This is a genomic window from Micromonospora costi, assembly GCF_003626655.1.
Classification (GTDB): domain Bacteria; phylum Actinomycetota; class Actinomycetes; order Mycobacteriales; family Micromonosporaceae; genus Micromonospora; species Micromonospora costi.
This window is the reverse complement of the sequence record NZ_RBAN01000008.1, coordinates 34,609-56,583: the sequence shown is the minus strand read 5'-3', so window position 1 is coordinate 56,583 and position 21,975 is coordinate 34,609. Positions and strand designations below refer to the sequence as shown.

The window sequence follows — 21,975 nt, the reverse complement described above, 5'->3', positions numbered from 1 at the left end:
ATAGCATCGCCGGGGTGGGCGGGCGATCGTACGGGGGTCTGGCGTGGAGCCGATGACGCGACACGAGGACGGACGGGCCGACACGCCACCACGGTTGGTCCGCGATGCCGTGCGGGACGTCGTCGCGGACGTGGCCCCCGACGAACTGGTGCTCGTCGACGCGCTCCGGTCCTTCGACGACGACACCGCGCTGCGCCGGCTCGCCCGGGCGCGCGGGTCCCGTGACCTGCTCGGATTCGGATTGGGTGAGGTTACGATCCTGGTCACCTCGCTCGTCTGGGTCGCCCTCGACGAGGTCGTGCGCTCCGCCGTCGGAGCCGGGATGGCACGGGCCGGTACCGGAATGCGCACCTGGTTGCGCGCACGCCTCGGTCGGCCTGCGCCGCCCCGGTCGATGCCGGCGCTCACCGGTGACCAGTTGCGGGCCGTCCGGGACCGCGTGTGCGAACTCGCCGTGGCGGCCGACCTCACGCCGGACGCGGCGGCCCTCCTGGCGGACCGGGTGGTGGCGCGGCTGGCGACGTCGACCGGCGACGGGTCACCGACGTGGGACGGTGCCGGCTTCGGCGCGACGGGCCGCGAGGCACCGGGCACGGCGAGCCGCGACGGTTCGGGCACGGCGGACCGCGCCGGCTCCGGTACGGCGAGCGGCGACGCAGCGCGACCGGCGGACCCCGACGACGGGCCGGCATCGGCGGATCCCGACGACAGCGACGGCCAGCGGTAGCGGCGGACGTGTCGGCGACCACGGAGGCGACCGCCGAGGCGACCACGGAGGCGGCCACCGAGGCGGCGATCCCGGCGGGCGCCACCCCGCCGGCGATCCCGCCGGGCACCACCCCGCCGGCCTCGGCTTTCCACGACCAGCGGGCGTTGCGGGCGGGCGCCCTTCCACGCTTCGTCCTGCTGCTCGCCCTCTTCGTCGGCATCGCCGCGACGATCTCCGTGAACGTCATCGACGCGCGCGCGGACCCGGACGGCATGCGCGTCGGTTGCGGGCTGGCCGCGGGCGGCGACCCGGGTCTCAGCGACCTCGACGTGGTGGTCCGGATCGCCGACCAGCGGTCGGCGTACGAGGCGTGCGTGGACCGCTTCGTGCCGGCGCAGGCGTGGTGGTGGAAGCCCGGCGCGCTGCTCCTGCTGCTGATCTGCGCGGCAGCGCTGTACTGGATTCTGCCGCTGTGGAAGGGACGCCGGGGCCGGGTCGTGCCGGTCGAGGAGGTCGAGGGGTACGGAGAGCTGCGGGCGACGCTCGCCGAACTGGTCGCCGTTGCCGGGCTCCGACGGCCGCCCCGGTTCGTCATCGCGCCCGCCACGCCCACCGCCGGGGCCGTCGTCTTCGGGCGGTTCCGCCGGTACACCGTGTGCCTGAACGGCGGGCTGCTCGCCCGGAGGCGCAGCGACGACCAGGGTTTCCGCGCCGTGGTGCTGCACGAGCTGGCGCACCTGCACAACCGCGACGTCGACATCACGTACGCGACGGTCGCCCTGTGGCGGGTGCTGCTCTGGGTGGTCCTGCCCCTCGACCTGCTGTACATCGCCGCGGTGAGCCTGCCCGGCACGGCGGGCACCTACATGGAGACGCGGGAACAGTCCCGCGTCGTGCACCACGTGGCGATGCTCGCCGTCACGGTCGTCCTGGTCTACCTGGCCCGCGCGGACATCCTGCGTACGCGCGAGTTCCACGCCGACCTGACGGCCCGGCGGTGGGGCGCGGACGTGCGACTGTGGCAGGCCGCCGCCGGACCACGCCCGGATGCCCGGCACCCGTCGGCCGTCGGGCGGCTCACGGCCCGGGCGGCGTCCCTCTGGCACACGCACCCCACCTGGGGCCAGCGCTGGCGATCGCTCGCCGACCCGGGGGCGCTGTTCACGCCGGGCGCGTTGGCGTTCTTCCTGACCGGCGCGACGGCGGCGATCACCGCCACCCGCATGCCGGCGCTGCTGTCGCTGCTCGGCATCCCGCAGGAGTGGCGGACCTCGGTCATCTCGGTGACCGTGGCGGTGCTGGTCACCTCCATCACCGGTCTGCTCCTCCGGCCGGCCGCCACGTACGCCGTGCTCGCCTCGGGGCCGGCGCCGTCGGGGCTGCGCGTGGCCGGGTGGCTCGGCATCGGCCTGGTCCTCGGGGAGATCGCGGTCGGCCGGGCGGGCAGCGTCTGGGACCTGCTCCCGGAAGATCCTGCCTTCCTGCTGTTGCACGCGCTGGCCGCGTTCGCGGTCACGTGGTGGATGGCCGAGTACGCCCTGTTGTCGGCCGCCTCGTCGGCGGGCGGACGCCCACGCTGGTCGGCGTGGCTCGGCCTGGTCGTCGGCTGCTCCGTCCTCGCCCTGTGGTGGCGCTGGTGGGAGGCCGAGGGCCACATCGAGGCGGGCGGCATGCTGGCCTTTCTCGGTGAGGGCGTCATCAGGCAGCACGAGCAGGACCTGACGAGCGGCCAGGGCTACGAGGGGCCCCTGCTCGATCTCGTCCCGGGCCTGCCCGTCCTGCTGGCCCTGACGCGTCGCGCGGATCTCTTGTGGGCGGCCGGGGCGCTCTGGCTCCTTCCCCTCCTGGCCGGCCTGCGACGGCCGGCGCCCACCCGACCCCGCCGCCCGCTGCTGGCCGGAGCCGGGTGGGCCGCCGTCGGCGCCGTGGTGCTCGTCCTGGCGGTCACCGCCGCGCTGCGGGCCTGGTCCCCGGTGGTCGACGGCCGGGCGCAGACGCACCTCGTGGCGTACACGATGTGGGTCATGGCGGCCGTGGCCGCGGGCATGTGGCTGGCCGCCGGCGTCACGGCGGCGGTCGCCCGGGACGTCCCGCTGCTGCGCGGGCTCGTGGTGGCGGCCACCGTCGGGCTGGTCGGGCTCGTCACCATGGGCGTACTGCTCGCCGTGGACGGCTGCGCCCGTCCACTCGCGATCCTGGCCTCGTCGTGCCGTCCGGACCTGGTGGGCGGGGGTCGGGTCGTCGAGTTGCTGGCGCCGACCGTCCTGGGTCTGGGGCTGTTTCTCGCCGCCGGGGTGGCCGCCGTGGGCGTTCTGGCGGGCGCGTCGGTCCGCCGGCTGCGCGGCCGGGGCGTGCGCGCCGGGCGCGGACACGCCGCGGCGGCCCGGCCCCCGGAGTCGGTCACGGCGCGCCCCCGCTGGCGGACGGCCGTCGGGGTGGTCGGCCTGTGTCTGCTCGCCACCGCGACGACCGCGGCCGTGACGGTCTCCGACGTCCGCTCACGCGCCCGCGAGGACACCGCGGCCGACGCGCTGGATCCGGTGTTCTCCGGCGGCGTCACGTCGCCGGCCGTCCGCGCCGCGCAAATCCACGCCTGGCTCGTCCTCGGGGGGAGCGACCTGACCCTGGGGATCGCGAAGAGCCTGGCCGAGCTGGCGGAGCCGCTCAACGCGGTGACCTCCGACCCGGCCCGGCGGGTGTTGAACGACTGGGCGGTCATCGAGGCGCAGATGCGTCCGCGCTGCCTGGCCGTGAGCGAGAGCGTGTCCGCCGGCCGCCGGTACTTCCACCATCCCGATCCGCGGGGCGAGGCGGCCTGGGAGGCCCTGCTGACGCGGGCGGACCAGATCGGTGTCGAGTGCGACCGCGCGATCGGGCAGCGGGACCATGCCGCCTACATCACCTCGCTGCAACGACTCGCGCCCCTCGGCGAGGACCTGACGGCCATGGCCAAGGCCATAGCCGGCTAGCCCGCCCCCGCGCCCGCCCCCGCTCCCGTCGATCATGGAGTTGTGGTGGGTGGTCTGAGCCGGTATGCCGCTTTCGTGGGGCACCACAACTGCATGATCGTCGATCGTGGGCGCCGTGCGCGCGGGGCCGCCGGGTCAGCGCGTCGCTTACCCGGTGAGCCCGCGCGGGAGGAACGTCAGCTCACTGGGGCGGCAACAGGCAGAACTCGTTGCCGTCGGGGTCGGCCAGCACCACCCAGTCGACGTCGCCCTGGCCGATGTCGATCCGGGTCGCCCCGAGCGACAGCAGGCGGTCGACCTCCGCCTCCCGGTCGTCGTGGACGGAGAGAGCCAGGTCGAGGTGCACCCGGTTCTTCCCGATCTTCTCATTCAGGGGTGGACCACCCCACGCGATCTTCGTGCCGCCCTGGGGTGACTGGATGGCGGTCTCCTGGTCCTGGTCCCAGACCAGCGGCCAGCCCAGCGCCTCGCTCCAGAAGTACCCGACGGCCTGCGAGCCGTCGCAGGACAGCGCGCCGACGAATCCGCAGTCGGCGAGGAAGTTGTTGCCCGGCCCGACGACGCAGAACTCGTTGCCCTCGGGGTCGGCGAGCACCACGTGGCCCTCCTCCGGACGCTGACCGACGTCGATGTGGCGTCCGCCGAGTTCCAGCGCCCGGGCCACCGTCCGCTGCTGGTCCTCCGGGGAACTGCTCGTCAGGTCGAAGTGGATCCGGTTCTGGGTGACCTTCCGCCCCTCCACGGGGAGGAAACGGAGCCGGAATCCGGTGTCGTCGCCGGGCAGCAGCGTGACACCGTCGTACGGGTCGTCGCCCCGCTCCCAGCCCAGGAGCCCGGACCAGAAGCGCGCGACACGCAGGGGCTCACCCGCGTCGAAGCTGACAGCGAACAGGTGGGACGTCATCCTCGGCTCATCTCCGATCCCCTGAGCGACCGCCGCCGGCGGGATCCCCACCGGCCGGACGAACGGGAGCCTACGTACGAGGCGCGCCACCCGCAGCCGAGTATCGGGGCGGCGCGGCACCGTGGCTTCGCCGGTGCACGGTGTGAACTAGGCTGCCTCGTCATGAGTGAGCCGCGCGGGTCAGGGGTCCTCCGTCACCAGGCGTCGCATGACGGGTTCGTGCCGGCACAGGGACCGCGGGAGTGGTTCGCCGAGGCCATCGACCGGCACATCGAGGAGCACTTCGGGCCGGTCGAGTTCGTGTACCACGAGATCGCGTCGCATCTCGTCGGCGTGCACGTTTACGTCGTGGCGCCCACCGAGGCGCGCCCCTACCGGACGCTGGTCACCTCAGGTATGAGCGAGCTGCCGATGACGGTCCCCGAGGGTCACGACATCAGCCCGTACGCCGAACTGATGCTCTGCCTGCCGGCCGACTGGCCGCTCGGCAAGGCGGCGGGGCTGGACGGCGACCCGGCCGGCTGGCCGGTGCGCGTGCTCAAGCAGGTGGCCCGGCTGCCGCACGAGTACGGCACGTGGATCGGGGAGTGGCACTCGGTGCCCAACGGCGATCCCGCGCAGCCCTACGCCCCGGGCACGCCGTTCGCGGGTGTCGTCGTGACGCCGATGCTGCGCGTGCCGGCCGAGGCCCGCACGATCGCGGTCGGAGACGGCACACAGATCTCGCTGCTCGCGCTGGTACCCCTGCACCCGCAGGAGGTGGCGGTCAAGGTCGAACGCGGCACGGACGCCCTCATCGAGGTGCTCGACCGCGGCCAGGTCACCGAGCTGCTGGAGCCGCAGAGACCGTCGTACGCCTGACGACCCCGACGGCGCCCCCCCCGCGACGAAATCGACCGCCGACTCCGTCGGAACGGGTCCGTGATCGACCGATGAGTTTGCGATGATGCGCCGGTCTACCCAGCGACACCACCGACTCAAGGGGGCACCCCGATGGCGAAGGTCATCTCCACGCTGTTCATCTCGGCCGACGGCGTGGCCGAGATCAATCCCGACTGGCACTTCCCGTACTTCGACGAGAACATGGGCCGCGCGGTCGGCGAGGACTACGACACCGCTGACGTGTTGCTCATCGGCCGGGAGACGTACGACAGCTTCGCCGGCGCCTGGCCCGACCGTGAGGCCGCGGGTGGGGACGACGCGCCGTTCGCCAAGCAACTCGGCGACGTGCGCAAGGTGGTCGTCTCCCGCCAGCCGCTGGAGTTCTCCTGGCGCAACTCCGAGCTGATCCAGGGTGACCTCGTCGATGCCGTCGCCGCGCTCAAGGCCGACGCCGGCATCAAGGGCATCCTCATCCCCGGGTCGATCTCCGTGGTGCAGCAACTGCTCGCCGCGGGGCTGGTCGACGAGCTGCGTCTGCTGGTGCACCCGGTTGCGGCGCGCAAGGGCCGCAAGCTGTTCGACGAGGGCGACGCCCCGTACCACCTGCGGGTGACGGCCTCGGAGGTCTTCCCGACGGGCGTGATCCGGGTGATCTATTCGCCCACCGCCGCTCCCGGCGCCGTCGGCTACGACGACGTCAAGGACCAGGTTCCCGCCGGGAACTAGCGCCATCGCGGGCAGGACCGCCGTGGCGGCGGCACATCCGTCGACGCAACCCGGACTTTCGTCACCATCCATATAACTATCGGCGACAGCGGCATGACTTTTCGTTGACCAATACAGAAGTCACCGCTACCGTCGACGCATGTCTATAGCCGATCTGGCAACGACGTCCGATGGGGTCGAATCCGATCAGCAGACAGTGCGCGTGGCGGTCGTCGGCGCGGGCTTCATGGGGCAGGTGCACGCGGAGGCGGCCCGGCGTGCCGGGGCGCGGGTCGTGGCCGCGATGGCGTCACGGCCCGACGGCGCCGCCGCCGCGGCTCGCGCCGTCGGGGCCGACGCGGGCTACCCGGATCTCGCGGCCCTGCTCGGCGACGCCGAGATCGACGTGCTGCACGTGTGCACGCCCAACGCGTCGCACGCGCCGGTCGCCGCCGCCGCGCTCTCCGCGGGCGTGCACGTCGTCTGCGAGAAACCGCTGGCCACCGCGAGCGCGGAGGCCGCGGCACTGGTGGCGGCGGCCGGCGACCACGTGGCCAGCGTTCCGTTCGTCTACCGTTTCCACCCGATGGTGCGCGAGCTGCGCGCCCGGCTCTCCGCCGGCGAGGCCGGGGTCCTCGCCAGCGTGACCGGTGGCTACCTCCAGGACTGGCTGTCCCGCCCGTCCGACGACGACTGGCGGGTCGACGCCGCGCTCGGCGGGCCGTCGCGGGCGTTCGCCGACATCGGCTCGCACTGGTGCGACCTGTTCGAGTTCGTGACGGGCGACCGGATCACCCGCCTGTCCGCCCGCACCGCGGTCGTGCACGAGCGTGCCCGCCGGAACGGCACCCCGACCGAGGACCTGGCTGCCGTGCACTTCACCACCGCCGCCGGCATCATCGGCGCACTGGTGGTGTCGCAGGTCGCCGCGGGCCGTAAGAACCGGTTGCACCTGGAGCTCTCGGGCACCGACGCGAGCTTCGGCTTCGACCAGGAGGATCCGGAGCGGCTGTGGGTCGGCCGGCGCGAGGGCGGCGAGACGTTGCTGCGCGATCCCGGGACGCTGCATCCCTCGGCGGCCCGCTACGTCCGGCTGCCCGCCGGGCACGCCCAGGGCTACCAGGACTGCTTCGACGCGTTCGTCGCCGACACCTACCGGGCGGTGCGCGGCGAGGCCGTCCCGGACGGGCTGCCGACGTTCGCCGACGGCCTGCGCGCCGTCCGGATCACCGATGCGGTGCTGGCTTCCGCGGCCGCGGACGGCGCGTGGACAGCGGTGCCGACATGACGACCGCGACCACGACGACGGTGCGGATGACGGGGATCAGCAAGTCCTTCCTCGGCGTGCCGGTGCTGCAGGGCGTGGACCTGGAGCTGCGTGGCGGCGAGGTGCACGCGGTGATGGGTGAGAACGGCGCGGGCAAGTCCACACTGCTCAAGGTGCTGGCCGGGGTGCACCGGCCGGACGGCGGCACCATCGAGGTCGACGGTGACCCGGTGTCCTTCGCGGGCCCGACCGACGCGCAGCGGGCCGGCATCGCGATCATCCACCAGGAGTTCACGCTGCTGCCGCACCGCAGCGTCGCCGAGAACGTCTTCCTCGGCCGCGAGCCCGTGCGCCGGATGCAGGTCGACCGGCGGCGCATGGTGGCCGACACCCGTGAGCTGCTGGACTGGCTCGGCGAGGACGGGATCGATCCGACCGACGCCGTGTCGTCGCTGTCGGTCGCACAGCGGCAGGTCGTCGAGATCGTCAAGGCCCTGTCGACGAACGCGAGGGTGCTCGGCATGGACGAGCCGACCGCCGCGCTCGCCGACCACGAGGTCGAGCTGCTCTACGACCTGGTGCGCCGGCTCCGCGAGCGCGGGATCGCGATCCTCTACGTCTCGCACCGCATGCGCGAGGTGTTCGACCTCTCCGACCGGATCACCGTGCTCAAGGACGGCCGGTTCGTGACCTGCGCCCCGACCGGCGAGCTGACCTCGGAGGCACTCGTCCGGCACATGGTGGGCCGCGACCTGGGCGAGTACTACCCGGACCGGGCGGCCCCCGCCGACCTCGGGCCCGTCCGCCTCGCCCTGCGCGGCGCCGGCAACGACCGCGTACGCGACCTGGACATCGAGGTACGCGCCGGGGAGATCGTCGGGCTGGCCGGGCTGCAGGGGTCCGGCCGCTCGGCCGTGGCCCGCGCGGTGTTCGGCGTGGAGCCGTTCACCCGCGGCGTGCTGGAGGTGGACGGGACACCGCGGCAGGTGACCCGGCCCCGCACCGCCGTACGCCTCGGGATCGCACTGGTCACCGAGGACCGCAAGGGGGACGGTCTGGCGCTTCGCCAGTCCGTACGCGACAACACGTTGCTGGTGCGCCGCGCCGCGCTGCGCGGCGCGCGATCCCGCGCCCGGTCGGACCTGCCGGCGTTGCTCGACCTGGTGACCGTGGTGTCGCGCGGCGAGCACCAGGAGGTGCGCTTCCTGTCCGGCGGCAACCAGCAGAAGGTCGTGCTCGCCAAGTGGCTTGCGGTCGAGCCGAAGGTGCTGATCGTCGACGAGCCGACGCGGGGCATCGACGTCGGCGCCAAGCGGGCCGTGCACGAGCTGCTGCGGGACCTCGCGCGACGCGGCGTGGCGGTGCTGATGATCTCCTCGGAGCTGCCCGAGCTGATCGGGATGAGCGACCGGATCCTCGTCATGCACGACGGCGCGCTGGCCGGTGAGCTGCCGGCCGGTGCGAGCGAGGGAGCCGTGATGGCGCTCGCCACCGGGCACGGGATCGGTGAGGTGGCATGAGCACCGTTCACGAGAACATCGCCCCGGCCCGGCGTACCGCCGCCCGGCCGGCGGTGCGCCGGCGGCTCACCCCCGTCGTCATCGTCTACCTCGCGCTCGCCGCCCTGCTCGTCGTCGGCAGCGTCCTCGTCGGGATGCGGGGAGAGGTCCTGCTCGATCAGGCCGGCATCCTCAACATCCTCACCCGGGCCACCGCGCTCGGCGTCGTCGCCATCGGCCAGACGATGGTGATCCTCACCGGATCCCTCGACCTGTCGGTCGCCTACCTGATCGGCCTCACGTCGCTGATCGCGGCGGAGACGATGGCCGGGCGGGAGGGCATGATCGTGCCCGGACTGCTGCTCGCGCTCGCCGTGGCCGCTGGCGTCGGCCTGGTCAACGGCCTGGTCATCACCGTGCTGCGCGCCAACGCGTTCATCGCGACGCTCGGCGTGGCGCTGATCCTGCGCGGCTACCTGGAGCACACCTACACCGGCCCGGCCGGCGACGTCCCGCGCGGCTTCCAGCACCTCGGCTACGACCGGATCGGCCCGGTGCCCGTCGCGGCGCTGCTCATGCTCGCCGTCGTCGCGCTGTCGTGGTGGTACCTGTCGCGGACCCGCCCCGGCTACCACATGTACGCGGTCGGCGGTGACGTCGAGGTGGCCCGGCTGTCCGGGGTGCCGACCCGCCGGGTCATCGTCACGGCACACGTGCTGTGTTCGGTCGCCGCCGGCCTCACCGGCGTCTACCTCGCGAGCCGGCTCGGCTCGGGCGCCCCGTACGTCGGCACCGACGCCGGGTACGACCTGGAGTCGATCGCCGCCGTCGTGCTCGGCGGGACGCTGCTCGCCGGTGGCCGCGGCGGGGTCGTCGGCACCCTCGGCGGTGTCCTCATCCTGGCGACCCTGGACACCATCTTCGACGACCTGGAGGTCGACCCGTTCTTCAAGGACGTGGTGCGCGGGATCGTCCTCGTGACCGCGGTCGCGCTCTACGCCCGCCGCATGATGGCCGATCGCGCCCGGGGGAGGTTGGCATGACGTGGCGCCCACGCCTGGCCGAGGGCACCGCGCCGGTGCTCGTGGTCCTGCTCCTGCTGCTCGTCGGCCTCGCGATCGCCGGCCCGGCCTACGACGAGCCGTCCGGCTACCTCGCGCTGCTCAAGCGGGCCGCGCCGCTGATGATCCTCGCGATCGGGCAGTACTTCGTCATCGTCTCCGGCGGGTTCGACCTGTCGGTCGGTGCCCTGGTGACCGCCGGGGTGGTCATCGCGGCCCGGCTCATCGACGGCAGCGAGTCCGCGACGACGGGGGTGATCCTCCTCGTGCTCGGGTTCGGCCTGCTGGTCGGCCTGGTCAACGGGCTGGTCACGACGAAGCTCCTGGTGCCGTCGTTCATCGTCACGCTCGGCATGCTGCTGGTGCTCGACGGCGCGGTGTTCCTCTGGACCGACGGCGCGCCCCGCGGCGCGCTGTCCGCCGGGTTCCGGACGTTCGGGCGCGGCGCCCTCGACGTCCCGGTGCTCGGCGAGGTTCCCTGGTCGGTGCTCATCCTGCTGGCGATCCTGGTGGCCGCGGCGCTGTTCATGCGCAGCGGCACCGGCCGCGCTCTGGTGGCGGTCGGCGACAACGAGGCCGCCGTACGGCTGTCCGGAGGGCAGGTCGACCGGCTCCGGCTGCTCGCCTTCGTCCTCTCCGGGCTGCTCGCCGCGGTCGCGGCGATCCTGCTCGGCGGGTTCGCCGGCGTCTCGGCGCAGGTCGGCAGCGGCCTGGAGTTCCGTGCGATCACCGCCGTCGTGCTGGGCGGCGTGCTCCTGGGCGGCGGGCGCGGGTCCGTCGTCGCGGCCGCCGCGGGCGCGCTGTCCCTGGAGGCCCTGTTCACGCTGCTGAACCTGCTCGGCGTGAGCGGTGCCCTGGAGTCGGCCGTCCAGGGCGTGATCATCATCGGCGCCGTCGCCTACGCCTCGCTCGGCGGCGGCCTACGACAACGGCTGCGGTGGTGGCCGAAACAGCGCGACAGCGTGCGACCCGCTCCCTCCTGACGTCCCCTCGGCTGGTAAGGAGATTCGCAACCATGACCAAGAGATGGGCCCTGGTGGCCGTGGCCGGCGTGCTCGCCGTCGCCGGATGCTCCAGCGATCTGCCCGAGGAATCCTCGGGCAGCGGAACACCCAGTTCGGACACCCGTAAGTCGGAGTTCTTCGACCAGGCCGAGTACGACCGCCAGCTCGCCTTCCGCAACGCCACCCCGCAGGGGCCGGAGGGCAGGCCGTGGGAGCAGATGCTCGAGCCGCAGATGGTCGACACCGCGAAGTTCGCCAAGCCGGGCGGCGGGTACACCCTCTGTTTCTCCAACGCCGCGGTGGACAACCCGTGGCGGCAGGTGGGCTTCAAGACCATGCAGGAGGAGGTGAAGCTGCACCCGGAGATCACCGATTTCGTCGTGCTCGACGCGGAGGCCAAGGACGACAAGCAGATCAGTGACATCCAGTCGCTGACCGGTCGCAAGTGCTCCGCGATCATCATCTCGCCGAACACCACGGCCACGCTGACGCCGGCCGTCGAGCAGGCGTGCGCGACCGGCGTACCGGTGATCGTGTTCGACCGGGGCGTCAACACCGACTGCCCGGTCACCTTCATCCACCCCATCGGCGGCTTCGCCTTCGGCGCGAACGGCGCGGAGTTCCTGAAGGAGCGGGTCAAGCCGGGCGGCAAGATCCTCGCCCTGCGCATCCTGCCCGGCGTGGACGTGCTGGAGCAGCGGTGGGCCGCCGCCAACGAGATCTTCGGCGGCACCGAACTCGACGTGGTCGGGGTGGAGTTCACCGACGGCGACGCGGCCAAGACCAAGAGCATCGTGGCCGACTACATCCAGCGCGAGGGGAAGATCGACGGCGTCTGGATGGACGCCGGCGCGACGGCCGTCGCGGCGGTCGAGGCGTTCCAGGACGCCGGCGTCGACGTGCCCGCCATCGTGGGGGAGGACCAGCAGGACTTCCTGCGGATCTGGGTCGACGAGGGCCTGAACGCCGTCGCGCCGACCTACCCCACCTACCAGTGGCGCACCCCGGTCATCGCCGCCGTGAAGATCCTCAAGGGCGAGCAGGTACCGAAGGAGTGGGTGCTGCCGCAGCCGCGGATCACCGGCGACACCGTCCGGGAGTACGTGAAGCAGGACATGCCGCCGCTGCACTACGCGATGTGCGGCTGCGAGGGCATGCCCGGCTACCCGGGGCCGTGGAAGTGAACCGACGTCCGCTCGGGGTCAACACCTGGGTGTGGACCTCGCCGCTGACCGACGCGACCTTGGCCGCGCTCGCGGCCAAGGTCGCGGGCTGGGGCTTCGACGTGCTCGAACTCCCCGTGGAGACCCCGGACGACTGGGACCCGAAGCGGGCCGCCCAGGTGCTCGCCGACCACGGCCTGGGGGCGACCGTGTGCCTCGTGATGCCGCCCGGTCGGGAGCTCGTCGCGGCCGACCGGGCCACGGTCCGATCCACGCAGGACTACCTGCGCACGGTGGTGGACGTCGCCGTGACCGTCGGATCGGCGGTGATCGCCGGGCCGGCGTACGCCTCGGTCGGCCGTACCTGGCGGCTGTCGCCGGCCGAGCGGGCGGCGGCGTACGCGCAGCTGCGGGAGAGCCTCGCGCCCGTCGCCGCCCACGCGGGCGAGGCCGGTGTCACGGTGGCCGTCGAGCCGCTCAACCGCTACGAGACGAGCCTGCTCAACACCATCGGCCAGACCCTCGACGCGATCGGCGACCTGCCGCACTGCGGGGTCGCGCTCGACCTCTACCACCAGAACATCGAGGAGACCGACGTCCCGGCGGCGATCCGCTCGGCCGCCGGCCGGGTGGCGCACGTGCAGGTGTGCGGCAACGACCGCGGTACGCCCGGCACCGACCACCTGGACTGGCCGGCGATCCTGGCCGCGGTCGACGCGACCGGCTACGCGGGCCCCCTGTGCATCGAGTCGTTCACCGCGGAGAACGCGACGATCGCCACCGCCGCCTCCATCTGGCGTCCCCTCGCCGAGAGCCAGGACGCCATCGCCGTGGACGGCCTGACGTTCCTGAGGACGGTGATGCCCTAGCCCCTCACCCGCGCACCAGTCCGACGGCGCCGGCACGCCGCACGGTCACGACAGCATCAGTTCCTCGCGTCCCAGGAGGTTCCGCACGACATGAACGTGACCCGGCGTCCCCGGTGGGGACGGTTGCTCGCGATGCCGGTCGCCGCCGCACTCGCGATGTCCATGATCAGCCCCGCGCCAGCCGCCGCGCACCCCGGTACGCACGGCGACGCTCACGTGCTGATCTTCACGAAGACCACCCAGTTCCGGCACACCGAGGCGATCGAGCAGGGCGTTCCCGTGCTGCAGGCCGCCTTCGCCGACGCCGGGATCACCTCGGAACACACCGAGGACTCGTCGGTCTTCAACGACGAGGACCTCGCGCACTTCGACGCGCTGGTGATGTTCCAGGCCTCCGGCGACCCGTGGACCGCCGGCGAGAAGGCCGCCATGGAGCGGTACATGCAGGCCGGCCACGGCATCGTCGCCATCCACAACGCGACCGACATGCGCGGGAACTACGCGTGGTGGGACAAGATGATCGGCACGCTGATGCCGGGCCACGCCGCCACCGGCAGCAGCCCCGGCCTGCCGGGCACCGTCCGCGTCGAGGACCACACCCACCCGTCGACCAGCCACCTGCCGCAGCGCTGGCAGCGCGCCGACGAGTGGTACAACTACGCGCTCAACGTCCGCGGCGACGCGCACGTGCTCGCCACGATGGACGAGACCACCTACGACCCGGGCGGCAACGCCATGGGCTACGACCACCCGATCTCCTGGTGCAAGCCGTACGACGGCGGCCGCGCCTGGATGACCGGCATGGGCCACTTCGGCGCGCACTACACCGGCGAGCCGCAACTCGTGCAGCACATCGTCGGCGGCGTGAAGTGGGCTGCCGGAATTGCTCAGGGCGACTGCGGCGGGACGACCTGGGACAAGTTCGAGCGCGTGCCGCTGGACCAGAACACCAGCGCGCCGTACGCCATGGACGTCGCGCCGGACGGCCGGGTGTTCTACACCGAACTCGTCCGCGGTGAGATCCGGGTGTACGACCCGCGCACGCGGACCACGTCGACCGCCGTCACCATCCCGGTGTACTCCGGTGGTGAGGACGGCCTGCTGGGCATCGCCCTCGACCCGAACTTCGAGGACAACGGCCACCTCTACGTCTACTACTCGCCGGCGAGCGCCGACGACACGAACCCGGCCACCTTCGTCAACCGGCTGTCCCGGCTGACCGTCGGCGCGGGCTCGCAGATCGACCGGGCGACGGAGAAGGTGCTGCTGGAGGTGCCGGCGCGGCGGCTGCCCGACGAGCCGGGGCACACCGGCGGCGGGCTGGAGTTCGGCCTTGACGGCAACCTGTACCTCGGCGTGGGCGACGACGTGAACCCGCACTCCGAGCCGTCCGGAGGCTACGCGCCGCTGTCCGAGCGGGACGGGACGTTCCACGACGCGCGTGCCACCTCGGCCAACACCAACGACCTGCGCGGCAAGATCCTGCGGATCCACCCGGAACCGGACGGCACCTACAGCATCCCGGAGGGCAACATGTTCCCGCCGGGCACCGCGAAGACCCGCCCGGAGATCTACGCGATGGGGTTCCGCAACCCGTTCCGGTTCTCGATAGACCCGCGGACCGGCGCCCTGGGCATGGCCGACTACTCGCCGGACAACGGCAACGACAACCCGGACCGCGGCCCGGCGGGCATCGCCGAGTGGAACCTCATCACCGAGCCCGGCTTCTACGGCTGGCCGCTGTGCATGGGCAACAACGAGCCGTTCCGGGACGTCGACTACCGCACCAACCCGGTGACCGTCGGCGGGTACTTCGACTGCGCCAACCCGGTCAACGACTCGATCCGCAACACCGGCCTCACCGAGCTGCCGGCGGCCAAGCCGGCCACCATGTGGTACGGCTACAAGCGATCCTCGGTGCCGTCGGTCATCCCCCAGGGCGGTGGCCTCGCGCCGATGGGCGGGCCGTTCTACCAGTACGACCCGGACCTGGAGTCGGACACGAAGTTCCCGGCCTACTACGACGGCAAGCCGTTCTTCTACGAGTGGTCCCGCAACAGGATGTACTCGATCATCCCGACCTCCGACGGGAAGGTGGAGAAGGTCAACCCGTTCCTGCCACAGGAGCAGTTCCTCGCGCCGATCGATTCGACGTTCGGCCCCGAGGGCTCCCTGTACGTGCTCGACTGGGGCGGCGGCTTCGGGCGGGACAACCCCGACTCGGGCCTGTACCGCATCGACTTCATCTCCGGCTCGCGTTCCCCGGAGGCGAAGGCCACCGCGACCCCGGACTCCGGCCACGCGCCGCTCGAGGTGCGTTTCGACGGCGCGCCGTCGTCCGATCCGGAGGGCGAGCCGCTGACGTACGCGTGGGACTTCGACGGCAACGGCACGGTCGACTCGACCGACCGGGCGCCCACCCACACGTACACCGCCGACGGTGTCTTCGACGCGCGGCTCACGGTGACCGACCCGCACGGCAAGACCGGCACCACGACCGTGCCGATCACGGTCGGCAACACACGGCCCGAGGTGCGCTTCGAACTGCCACCGACCGGCGCGTTCTTCGACTTCGGTGACGAGATCAGCTGGAACCTGACGGTCACCGACGCCGAGGACACCCAGATCGACGACGCCGACGTGGTGATCCAACCGGCGCTCGGCCACGACGGGCACGCCCACCCCGCCGAGCCGCTGCACGGGCGGACCGGCACGGTGGCCACCTCGCTGGGCGGCGGGCACAGCGACGACATGAACGTCTTCTACGCCATCGACGGCCGCTACACCGACTCCGGCGGCCCGGGCGACATCCCGCCGCTCACCGGGTCGGACACCACCCTGCTGTTCCCGAAGCAGCGGGAGGCGGAGTTCTTCGACTCCTCGCAGGGCGTCACCGTGACGCCGTCACGGGACGTGGAGGGCCACGCCGACGCCATCACCGGGCAGAACGGCGCCTGGGCGTCGTACGACCCGGTGAACCTGCGCGGCGTCGACAGGCTGGTCCTGCGCGTGAGCGCGGCCAGCGCGGGCACCGTCGAACTGCGCCGCGGCGCACCCGACGGCGTCCTGCTGGGCACCGCGCAGGTGCCGGCCACCGTCGCCGGCCGCTACGCCGACGTGGCGGTCGACGTCACCGACCCGGGCGAGACCTTCGCCCTGTACGCGGTGTTCCCGGGCGCGGGGGAGCGGCGGCTGAACTTCATCGAGGCCGACGGCAAGGGCGTCTCGCCCACGAGCAAGCCGAAGGTCGCGGTGACCGCACCGACGCCGGACGACGACCTCGAACCGGGAGCGATCCAGGTCACCGCCGACGCCAGCGACGCGGAGAACACGATCACCAAGGTCGAGTTCTTCGCCGGCGACACCTCGATCGGCACCGACACCACCGCGCCGTACGCGGTGACCTGGAACGCCACGACCGAGCAGCGTTACCGGCTGACCGCCGTCGCCACCAACGACAAGGGCGCCAGCACCACCTCACGCATCGTCGAGGTGGAGGTCGGCGACCTGTACGGCGACTGGCAGACCTTCAGCAACACCAACGCCACGTTCGACCGGCCGGACACCGACACCTGGGTGGTCACCTCCGGGGGCGGGAACATGTGGCAGGGCACCGACCAGTACGGCGCGGTGTACCTCCCGGCCGCCGCCGGCAACCAGTGGACCGCCACGGTGAAGATCGAACGGCAGGGCAACTCCAACGCGTCCGCCAAGGCCGGGTTGATCGTCCGCAACGACGTCACCCAGCCCGGCACCTCGCCCGGGTACGCGGCCATGACCATGCGGGCCGGGCTCGGCTTCGAGTGGCTGCGCGACACCGACGGCAACGGGCAGCTCGACGCCAGCACCGGCGCCAGCACGACGAGCTACCCGGCGTGGGTGCGGATCGTGCGCGACGGTAACCAGTACTACGGCTACTGGAGCAAGGACGGCGTGACCTTCACCCGGGTCGGCGACCCGGTGACGCTGCCCGGCGCGGTGAGCCCGCAGGACATCGGGCTCGCGGTGACCGCGCACAGCACGTCGGCCACGAGCGAGGTGGAGTTCTCCGGGTTCAGCATGGTCGACGAGGTCATCCACCCCGGGCCGGATCCCGAGCCCGAGCCGGGGCCGGGTTGCCTCGTCAAGGGCTCGGACACGTTCGACGGCGCGGCGCTCGACACAGGCCGCTGGACGGTGGTGCGCAACGCGCCGAACCTCCCGGCGCGCGTGGCCGACGGTGCGCTGGTGCTTCCGGTGACCAACGGTGACATCAACGAGGAGTCGACCGGCCCGATCAGCTACGTCGGCCAGCCGGCACGGCCGGGCGCGTGGACGGCCGAGACCACGATGTCGATCAACCACAGCCGGGAGTGGCAGCACGCCGGGTTGCTTATGCACGGCGGTGACGACGACTACGTGAAGCTGGCGTACACCCGCAACTCGTCCGGTGGGCGGATCCTCGAGTTCCAGACGGAGGCCGCGGGCACCCGACGGTGGCACGCCACCGTGCCGGTACCCGCGGACTTCCCGGACACCATCCACCTGCGGCTGGTCAGCGACGGGTCGAAGCTGACCGCCGCGTACTCGACCGACGGCCGCACCTGGACGGCGATGGCCGGCGAGGCGACCGTGATCCCGGGCGCCACCATCGGCCTGATGGCCGCCGGTGACACGGCGACCCCCGCCGTCGACGCGGTGTTCGACCACTTCACCGTCACGCCCGACTCGACCGACGACGGCGTACGCGCAGCGACCGACGAGTTCGACGGCGACGCGCTCGACGGCTGCCGGTGGGACGCCGTGGTGCGCTACGACTCGTCGAAGGTCGCCGTCACCGGCGGCCAGCTGCGGATCGAGACGCAGCCGGGCGACATCAACGGCGGCAACACGCTGTCCCCGCGCAACTTCGTCCTCCAGGACCTGCCCGACGGGGACTGGACCATCCAGACCCGGCTCACGCCGACGATGCTGCACCGCTGGCAGCTCGCCGGGTTCCTGGTCTACGCCGACGACGACAACTACGTGAAGTTCGACGTGGTGGCCACGAACACCAACGGTTCGCCGACCGACCTGCGAGCCGAGCTGGTGTCCGAGCGCAACGGGGAGTTCGGCAACGGCGGCAACCGGTCGATCGACGTCGCCGAGGCGACCGAGAGCGGCTGGTACGACCTGCGGCTGAAGCGGACCGGGAACACCTACTCGGCCGAGATCAGCGACGGGGGAGTCACCTGGACCTCGCTGGGTGACCCGGTCACCAACGACGCCCCGATGACGTCGTTCGGCCTGATGGCGGTGGGCCCGGAGCAGGTGTCGCCGGTGACGGTGGCGTTCGACTACTTCCGGGTGGTCGACACGGTGGCGCCGTCGGTGTCGGTGGCCGTCGACCCGGCCGCGCCCAACGGAAAGGACGGCTGGTACGTCTCGCCGGTCACCGTGTCGGCGACTGCGTCGGACGACCGTCCCGGCCCGGTCGGCATCACCTACGCCGCCGGCGACGGTGAGTGGACCGACTACCGGGAACCGCTTCGGCTGACCGACGGCATGCACGCGCTGCGGTTCCGGGCCGTCGACGAGGCCGGCAACACCTCGCCCGAGCAGGCCGTGTCGGTGCAGGTCGACTCGACGGCACCCGTGGTGTCGTTCGGCGGCGTCACCGACGGCGGCTCCTACGAGCTCGGCAAGGCGTTGCCGATCAGCGCGTCGGCGAAGGACCCGGCGTCCGGCGTCGCGTCCGTCGTCGTACGGCTCGACGGCCAGCCGGTCACGGCGGCGGTCGCGCCGACCGCCGGTACCCACCGGGTGACCGCGGTGGCGACCGACAAGGCCGGCAACGAGGTCGAGTCGGCGGCGTCGTTCGAGGTGGTCGCGACGTTCGCGAACACCCGGGCGCTCATCGACCGGTACCACGCCGACGGCCTGATCCCGACCGGCCGTGCGGCAGTGCTCAAGGGCCAGCTCGACGCGGCACGGCACCTGGCGGACGCCGGCCGGGAGACGCAGGCCAGGGCGGCGCTCGACCTGTTCACGGGGACCGCCCGCACGGTCACCGACGAACAGGCGCGCACCCAGCTGGTCGCCGCCGGCGCCTACCTGAGGGCACACCTGTGAGGTGATGACGGCGAGCCGGTGCCGGCCGGCTCCCGACCGGTGCCGGAGCACGCCTGGCGTGCTCCGGCACCTGGTCTTTCGGGCGAACAGGGTCACCGCTCACTGGCGGACCAGTCCGCCGCGTTCATAGGATCGGCTCTCGTGGAAATGATTCGAAACGTGGTCGTGTTCGACGCCGCTGACCTGCACGCTGAGAGTGCGTTCTGGGCGGGAATGCTCGGTGGGCACGTCTTCGAGGACGAGACGTTCCACAGCGTCATCGACGCGGCCGGTGAGTGGCGGATCGGCGTCCAGCTCGCGCCGAGGCACGTTCCTCCCGACTGGCCGGACGGCGCGCCTCAGCAGGTACACATGGACCTCCACGTCGAGGACCCCGTACAGGCGCACGATCAGGCGATGAGGCTCGGTGCCCGCTTGCTTCGAGCCGGTGACCTGGAAAGCGACGAAGGGCACCAGGTGTACGCCGACCCAGCCGGCCACCCGTTCTGCATCGGCTGGGGGCACCCGTCCCGAGAGGCGCTGGCAACGTTCGTCCGCGAGCGGTTGGGATAGGCGCCGACCACGCGCGGGTGATCATTCAGGCGGTGCGGGACTCACCTCTGCTTGCCGTCACGGAACAAGGAGACGGCTTTCTCGATACGTCGCTGACGCGTCTCGGCGCTCTTGGCGGCGTTGATGTTGTCGACGTGATATCGCTGCACGCTGTTCGAGAGCTTCTCGAAGAAGGCCCCAGCTCGCTCGTCAGCCGCGAGAGCGGCGGCAAAGTCGGCTGGGACGTCGACCTCGCGAGGGGTGTCCGCGACCGTCAGCGTTACGTGAACCGGATCCCCGCCCTTCAGGCCGGTGGCGCTACGGACGGCGGCGCTGACGCTGATCATGTGCCTGCCGCCCATCACCCCCACGGTGTTCCGGTACTCGTAACCGTTCACCCTGACGACCACGGGCGGGCGCTTGCCTGCCGCAAGCTGTTCGATGACCTCCGCTGGCACGACGATCCCGGTGTTGTTGCCGCTCGCGGTCACAGTTGTCTCGAAGGTCACGCTCTTCGGCGCCGGCGCTGTCATCGGAACCGTTTCTCCTCATCATCCGATCTTTCAACGGCGGAATCTGGCGGGCGACGGCCCGCGATCGCCGACGCTGCAGCTTCTTGGACCCTGGCTGCCAGTATCCAAACCGCCACGGAGGCAAATGCGACGCCATGCGGCGAGTCGGATACGACCTGACACGGGTCGTGGAGATCGACGCCGGGTACGGCCTGCGGAGCGCGCCCTGCGACCGGATGATCGTCGCGGTCGAGGCGTGTGACATTCCGCCGCCCCAGCTCGAGCAGCGCTAGTCGTTCACGACCTCGGCCACGTCACTGGCTGAGGTGCGACTTCGGGTGACGTTGTCGTATGCGGTCTGGTGGCGGCGAATTTCGGCATGGTGGTCGGCGGACCAGGCCGCCAGAGCCAGGACGGTGGACAGGAGCGAGGTGCCGAGTTCGGTGAGGGCGTACTCGACGCGGGGTGGGACTTCGGGGTAGGAGGTCCGGGTGACGAGCCCGGTCCGCTGCAGGTGTTTCAAGGTCAGCGTGAGCATGCGCTGGGAGATGCCGGGGATCGCGTCGGCCAGGTCCGAGTAGCGGATGGGGCGATCGGCGAGGGTGCCGATGATCAGCACGCTCCACTTGTCGCCGACAAGATCCAGGACCTCGCGGATGAAGTCGGCGTCTTCGTTGTTCCAGTGGGCGCACGGCCCCGGCACGGTCCGCACGTTCGCCCGGACGTTGGTTCGTCTCCGTCGAAGATCCTCTGCGCTCATGCTCGCCGCCTTCCGTTAGCCAGTAGCTACGCACATGAATGTGCCTTTTGTGCGTCTCTGATTCTAATGCAGGATGGGGCTACGAACAGAGAGTATGAAATGGGGGAGCGTCATGAAGATCGAATTCTGGTCAGACATCGTCTGCCCGTGGTGCGGGCTTATGGACCACCGGCTGCACCTGGCCCTGAACCGGTTCCCGCACACCGACCAGGTGGAGGTGATCCACCGGTCGTTCCAGGTGCATCCCGACCTGCCACGTGAGGGCGTCAGCCAGCGAACGCTGATCGAGCGGGTCGGGGCGCCGGCCGCGACCGTGGACCGGGTCCTGCGACCGATCGAGCGGGCCGCCGAGGCGGAGGGCCTTACGCCCTACCGCGTCGTCGATCGCACGCTCGGTCCGACAGACCTGGCCCACGAACTCCTCGCCTACGCGAGCGATCAGGGGCGCGGCAACGAGATCTGGTCATTGATGTTCCGCGCTCACTTCGGGCAGGCCCGCAAGCTGTGGACCGCCGAGGAGGTCCTCGATTTCGCCGCCGAGGCGAGCTTGGACCGGACCGGGGCCGCGGAGGCCCTGCGTAGCCGCCGCTACCGGGCCCGGGTGAAGGCCGACCAGCGCGAGGCCCAGCGCCTCGGCGCCCACGGGACACCGTTCCTCGTGCTCGACGGCCGCGTTGCGATCCCCGGCGCCATCGGCACCGACGACCTGCTCGCGGTGATCACCAAGACGTGGGCCGAGAGTCACCCCGAGCCGCAGCCGCTGCCGATCGTCTCCGGGGCCGACGGCATCTGCACCCCGGACGGCTGCGCAGTGCCCGAGCTCGGCACCACCTGACACTCCGCCCAGCACCGCGCGGACGGAACGCACCGGGGGACACGTCGCCAGCGACGTGTCCCCGGTGGGGCCGTGAGGAAGCAGGACGTCGACGCCATAGCGGAGAGTGCCGCCAATCTCCGTCCACCGGTCGAGTAGCGCCAGCGTGGCCTCGGGAACGGCTTCCCGCTGCAGCACTTTCAGTTGCTCGGCGAAGCGGTCGGCACGGGGCTGCC

At 71.8% G+C, this 21,975-nt stretch carries 17 protein-coding genes; 14 read left to right on the top strand and 3 right to left on the bottom strand.

Going from position 1 to position 21,975, the window contains the following annotated elements; all coding sequences use genetic code 11:
* Positions 1 to 52 precede the first annotated feature (52 nt).
* Both D7193_RS30255 and D7193_RS30250 read left to right on the top strand, forming a co-directional pair.
* Positions 53 to 727: a hypothetical protein gene (locus D7193_RS30255; protein WP_120783077.1), complete on the top strand. Its 675-nt coding sequence runs from the start codon at positions 53 to 55 to the stop codon at positions 725 to 727.
* 8 nt (positions 728 to 735) lie between these two features.
* The gene (locus tag D7193_RS30250) at positions 736 to 3,678 is read left to right on the top strand and encodes a M48 family metalloprotease (RefSeq protein WP_120783076.1); all 2,943 of its coding nucleotides are present in this window, start codon (positions 736 to 738) and stop codon (positions 3,676 to 3,678) included.
* Between the two features lie 181 nt (positions 3,679 to 3,859).
* Here D7193_RS30250 and D7193_RS30245 read toward each other — a convergent pair whose 3' ends face one another.
* Positions 3,860 to 4,582: a VOC family protein gene (locus D7193_RS30245; RefSeq protein ID WP_120783075.1), complete on the bottom strand. Its 723-nt coding sequence runs from the start codon at positions 4,580 to 4,582 to the stop codon at positions 3,860 to 3,862.
* Positions 4,583 to 4,801: 219 nt separating this feature from the next.
* Here D7193_RS30245 and D7193_RS30240 point away from each other — a divergent pair, with 219 nt between their 5' ends.
* The 10 genes from D7193_RS30240 (at position 4,802) to D7193_RS30195 (ending at position 19,674) form a co-directional block, all read left to right on the top strand.
* On the top strand, positions 4,802 to 5,443 hold the full coding sequence (locus D7193_RS30240) for a suppressor of fused domain protein (protein ID WP_241563643.1): 642 nt from the start codon (positions 4,802 to 4,804) through the stop codon (positions 5,441 to 5,443).
* Between the two features lie 132 nt (positions 5,444 to 5,575).
* Positions 5,576 to 6,190 carry a dihydrofolate reductase family protein gene (locus D7193_RS30235; RefSeq protein ID WP_120783073.1) on the top strand — a complete coding sequence of 205 codons (615 nt, stop codon included), beginning with the start codon at positions 5,576 to 5,578 and terminating at the stop codon, positions 6,188 to 6,190.
* A gap of 202 nt (positions 6,191 to 6,392) precedes the next feature.
* Positions 6,393 to 7,457, top strand: coding sequence for a Gfo/Idh/MocA family protein (locus D7193_RS30230; RefSeq protein ID WP_206612025.1), 1,065 nt, complete (start codon positions 6,393 to 6,395; stop codon positions 7,455 to 7,457).
* Positions 7,454 to 8,956, top strand: a complete 1,503-nt coding sequence (locus D7193_RS30225) for a sugar ABC transporter ATP-binding protein (protein WP_120783166.1) — start codon at positions 7,454 to 7,456, stop codon at positions 8,954 to 8,956. The genes D7193_RS30230 and D7193_RS30225 overlap by 4 nt, the downstream gene beginning before the upstream one ends.
* Complete coding sequence (locus D7193_RS30220) at positions 8,953 to 9,978, top strand: ABC transporter permease (RefSeq protein WP_120783071.1); 1,026 nt, start codon at positions 8,953 to 8,955, stop codon at positions 9,976 to 9,978. The genes D7193_RS30225 and D7193_RS30220 overlap by 4 nt, the downstream gene beginning before the upstream one ends.
* Positions 9,975 to 10,979, top strand: coding sequence for an ABC transporter permease (locus D7193_RS30215; protein ID WP_120783070.1), 1,005 nt, complete (start codon positions 9,975 to 9,977; stop codon positions 10,977 to 10,979). Before D7193_RS30220 ends, D7193_RS30215 begins: the two co-directional genes overlap by 4 nt.
* Positions 10,980 to 11,011: 32 nt before the next feature.
* Positions 11,012 to 12,184 carry a substrate-binding domain-containing protein gene (locus D7193_RS30210; protein ID WP_120783069.1) on the top strand — a complete coding sequence of 391 codons (1,173 nt, stop codon included), beginning with the start codon at positions 11,012 to 11,014 and terminating at the stop codon, positions 12,182 to 12,184.
* Positions 12,181 to 13,032: a sugar phosphate isomerase/epimerase family protein gene (locus tag D7193_RS30205; RefSeq protein ID WP_120783068.1), complete on the top strand. Its 852-nt coding sequence runs from the start codon at positions 12,181 to 12,183 to the stop codon at positions 13,030 to 13,032. The genes D7193_RS30210 and D7193_RS30205 overlap by 4 nt, the downstream gene beginning before the upstream one ends.
* Before the next feature lie 90 nt (positions 13,033 to 13,122).
* Positions 13,123 to 19,122, top strand: coding sequence for a ThuA domain-containing protein (locus D7193_RS30200; protein ID WP_120783067.1), 6,000 nt, complete (start codon positions 13,123 to 13,125; stop codon positions 19,120 to 19,122).
* 159 nt (positions 19,123 to 19,281) lie between these two features.
* Positions 19,282 to 19,674 (top strand): VOC family protein, encoded by a 393-nt coding sequence (locus D7193_RS30195; RefSeq protein ID WP_206612024.1) that lies wholly within the window; start codon positions 19,282 to 19,284, stop codon positions 19,672 to 19,674.
* 41 nt (positions 19,675 to 19,715) lie between these two features.
* Here the strand turns inward: D7193_RS30195 and D7193_RS30190 are convergent, their stop codons facing one another.
* The gene (locus D7193_RS30190) at positions 19,716 to 20,186 is read right to left on the bottom strand and encodes a YdeI/OmpD-associated family protein (RefSeq protein WP_120783065.1); all 471 of its coding nucleotides are present in this window, start codon (positions 20,184 to 20,186) and stop codon (positions 19,716 to 19,718) included.
* A gap of 134 nt (positions 20,187 to 20,320) precedes the next feature.
* Here D7193_RS30190 and D7193_RS33595 point away from each other — a divergent pair, with 134 nt between their 5' ends.
* On the top strand, positions 20,321 to 20,458 hold the full coding sequence (locus D7193_RS33595; RefSeq protein ID WP_158674889.1) for a hypothetical protein: 138 nt from the start codon (positions 20,321 to 20,323) through the stop codon (positions 20,456 to 20,458).
* Here D7193_RS33595 and D7193_RS30185 read toward each other — a convergent pair.
* Entirely contained in the window at positions 20,455 to 20,877 is a 423-nt protein-coding gene (locus D7193_RS30185; protein WP_241563641.1) for a winged helix-turn-helix transcriptional regulator, read from the bottom strand. The two genes, D7193_RS33595 and D7193_RS30185, sit on opposite strands and share 4 nt — an antisense overlap.
* A 160-nt stretch (positions 20,878 to 21,037) precedes the next feature.
* On the opposite strand from D7193_RS30185, the gene D7193_RS30180 reads away from it, so the two are divergent.
* The gene (locus tag D7193_RS30180; RefSeq protein WP_158674888.1) at positions 21,038 to 21,760 is read left to right on the top strand and encodes a DsbA family oxidoreductase; all 723 of its coding nucleotides are present in this window, start codon (positions 21,038 to 21,040) and stop codon (positions 21,758 to 21,760) included.
* Positions 21,761 to 21,975: the final 215 nt, after the last annotated feature.